The organism is Clostridium tarantellae, from assembly GCF_009295725.1.
GTDB lineage: Bacteria > Bacillota > Clostridia > Clostridiales > Clostridiaceae > Sarcina > Sarcina tarantellae.
This window is the reverse complement of sequence record NZ_WHJC01000350.1, coordinates 1-3,186: the sequence shown is the minus strand read 5'-3', so window position 1 is coordinate 3,186 and position 3,186 is coordinate 1. Positions and strand designations below refer to the sequence as shown.

Annotated in this window: 3 protein-coding genes and 1 pseudogene; all 4 read left to right on the top strand. The window is 27.7% G+C overall.

Going from position 1 to position 3,186, the window contains the following annotated elements; translation table 11 throughout:
• Positions 1-108 precede the first annotated feature (108 nt).
• A pseudogene (locus tag GBZ86_RS14230) lies at positions 109-510 on the top strand (PTS transporter subunit EIIC); the annotation flags it as partial.
• Between the two features lie 90 nt (positions 511-600).
• On the top strand, positions 601-1,920 hold the full coding sequence (locus tag GBZ86_RS14225; RefSeq protein WP_152891754.1) for a 6-phospho-beta-glucosidase: 1,320 nt from the start codon (positions 601-603) through the stop codon (positions 1,918-1,920).
• A gap of 8 nt (positions 1,921-1,928) precedes the next feature.
• Positions 1,929-2,660, top strand: coding sequence for a carbohydrate deacetylase (locus tag GBZ86_RS14220; protein ID WP_152891752.1), 732 nt, complete (start codon positions 1,929-1,931; stop codon positions 2,658-2,660).
• Positions 2,661-2,672: 12 nt separating this feature from the next.
• Positions 2,673-2,993 (top strand): PTS lactose/cellobiose transporter subunit IIA, encoded by a 321-nt coding sequence (locus GBZ86_RS14215; protein ID WP_152891750.1) that lies wholly within the window; start codon positions 2,673-2,675, stop codon positions 2,991-2,993.
• Positions 2,994-3,186 lie beyond the last annotated feature (193 nt).

Below are 3,186 nucleotides of genomic sequence, written 5' to 3'. Positions count from 1 at the left end.
TTGTAATTCTTTTCATATTCTATAATTATCCAAAACACTCTTGACTTGTATATACACCAGATGTAATATATTAGTATAAAGTTTATAAATTCATAAGGAGGAGCAGGAGCTTGTTTGGGCTTAATAGTAGCTATAATAATTGCAGGTAAAAGAAGAAGAGATATGGTAGCTTTAGGTGGATTACCAGCTTGCTTTAATATAAATGAACCAATTATATTTGGTATGCCTTTAGTATTAAATCCAATATATGCAATACCATTTATTTTAACACCTGTATTATTAACAATAATATCATATTTATCAATTTCATGTGGATTAGTTTCACCAGTAATAGTAGCAACTATTCCTTGGACTACTCCACCAATTATTGGAGGTTTCTTAGCAACTGGATCCATTTCTGGAGCTGTATTAGCTGCTGTTAACTTAGTAGTTTCAGTAGTTATTTACTTACCATTTGTTATAGCCGCTGAAAGAATTGATGCTAAAAGAGAAAAAGAAGCAACTAAATAATAAAAATTATAAAGAGAACATAAATATAAACAGCTAGAAATTTCTAGCTGTTTAAAATTATACAAAATAAAATTTAAGGAGGAGTTAATTATGACAGATGTAAAAAAATCAGTGAAAATAGTTACTATAGGTGGTGGCTCAAGTTATACTCCTGAACTAGTTGAAGGATTTATAAAAAGATATAATGAATTACCAATAAAAGAATTATGGTTAGTAGATATAGAAGAAGGAAAAGAAAAATTAAATATAGTAGGAAATCTTGCCAAAAGAATGGTGAAAAAAGCTGGTATTGATATGAAAATACACTTAACTCTTGATAGAAGAGAAGCTTTAAAAGATGCAGATTTTGTAACAACTCAATTTAGAGTAGGACAATTAAAAGCAAGAATAAAAGATGAAGGTATTCCACTATCAAAGGGATTAATTGGACAAGAAACTAATGGAGCAGGAGGTTTATTTAAAGCCTTAAGAACTGTGCCTGTAGTATTAGATATAGTTAAAGATATACAGGAGTTATGTCCAAATGCTTGGTTAATTAATTTTACTAATCCAGCTGGAATAGTTACAGAAGCAGTTTTTAGATATACAAACTTTAAAAGATATATAGGATTATGCAATGTACCAATAGGAATGAAAAATGGAATAGCTGATGCTTTTAAAGTTGATAAAGAAAGAATAACAATGGATTTTGCTGGACTTAACCATATGGTATATGGATTAAATGTTTATCTTGATGGACAAAAAGTTACAGAAGAAGCTATTGAAAAATTTATAAATTCATCTATTACAATGAAAAATATAAAAGATATTCCGTTTAATGGAGACTTTGTAAGGAGTTTAGGAGTTATTCCTTGTCCTTATCATAAATATTATTATAAAACAAAAGAAATGTTAGTAGAGGAATTGGAAGCTTTTAAAGATGGTAAAACAAGAGGAGAAGTTGTTAAAGCTTTAGAAGATGATTTATTTACCATATATAAAGATGAAAATTTAGATATAAAACCACCTCAACTTGAAAAAAGAGGAGGTGCATATTACAGTGATGCTGCTTGTAATCTTATAAACTCTATATATAATGATAGAAAAGATATACAAGTTGTAAACACTTTAAATAATGGTGCAATAAGAGATTTTGAAGATAATGATACTGTAGAAGTAAGTTGTGTTATTACTAAAGAAGGACCAAGACCATTAACAATGGGACATTTACCTATTGCTGTTAGAGGATTAATTCAGCAAATTAAATCATTTGAAATTTTAGCTGCCAAAGCAGCAGTTAAAGGGGATTATAATTCAGCTTTACAAGCACTTGTTATAAACCCATTAATACCTTCAGATGACTTAGCTAAAGAAATTCTTGATGAAATGATGGAAGCTCACAAAGATTATTTACCTTTATTTAGAAAGTAGGGATTTTAATGACAAGATTAATAGTAAATGCTGATGATATGGGTTTTAGTTTAGGGGTTAATGCTGGAGTTATAGAAGCCTACAAAAGGGGAATAGTTACATCTTGTTCAATAATGGCAACTATGCCAGGCTTTGAAGATGCCATAGAAAAATTAAAGGATAATAAAGGGTTAGGTACAGGGGTACATCTTACATTAAGTTCATATGAGCCTTTATTAAAAGGTCATAAAACCATAGTAGATAAAAATGGCAAGTTTTATAAATATGTTACAGAAGAAATTGCAAAAAACTTTGATGAAGAAGAAATTCTTAAAGAATTTACTGCTCAAATAGAAAAAGTTTTATCAAGTGGAATTAAAATAACTCATTTTGATAGTCATCATCATGTGCATCAATTACCGCAATTAAAAGGAGTTATGCAAAAATTAGTAGATAAATATAAATTGCCTATTAGAGGTGGAATAAATTACAAATTAGAAAATGCTGTAGTAATACCAGTTTTAGATTCTTTTTATAAAGAGGGTGTATCAATAGATTATTTTAAAAAAAATATAGATAAATTTAAAGAATTAGGTACTTCAGATTTAATGACACATCCTGCTTGGGTTGATGATGTCTTATTAAATTCTACGTCTTATGCTATTGATAGGATAAAAGAGTATGAGGTTTTAACTTCTGAAAAAGTATTAAAAATTCTAAAAGAAAATAATATAGAATTAATAAGTTATGGTGAACTTTAGGAGGAAAAAATTATGGATGAAAAAATATTAGAAATATCATTTCAAATAATAGCATTTGCAGGAAATGCTAGAAGTATTGCTACAGAAGCCATTAGAGAAGCAAAAAGTGGAAATATAGAACAAGCTAAAGAATTACTTAAACAATCTAAAGAAGAAATGCATGAAGCACATAAATTCCAAACAGAGCTTATTCAAAAAGAAGCTGCTGGCGAAAAATATGATATAGGAGTTCTTTTAATTCATTCACAAGATCACTTAATGAATGCTATTACTTATCAATCTTTAGCAGAAGAAATAGTTGATTTATATGAAAGATTACTAGAGAAAAACTAATTTTAAAATATGAATGTAAAATATAAAAGTTTAACATATTGTTAAATATTCTTTTTAATAATATATAAAGCGTAAAAGCCATAGTTTTTAAAATTAAGGAGATTAGATAGTTTTGTATAAAAATAAATCTATCTGCTCTCCTTAAAATTATGGCTTTTTTAATTTTATTAATGAATATTGAACTATTTAATCC

Coding starts and splice junctions, on each gene's coding strand:
- GBZ86_RS14225 (WP_152891754.1), top strand. CDS start 601: ATGACAGATGTAAAAAAATCAGTGAAAATAGTTACTATAGGTGGTGGC.
- GBZ86_RS14220 (WP_152891752.1), top strand. CDS start 1,929: ATGACAAGATTAATAGTAAATGCTGATGATATGGGTTTTAGTTTAGGG.
- GBZ86_RS14215 (WP_152891750.1), top strand. CDS start 2,673: ATGGATGAAAAAATATTAGAAATATCATTTCAAATAATAGCATTTGCA.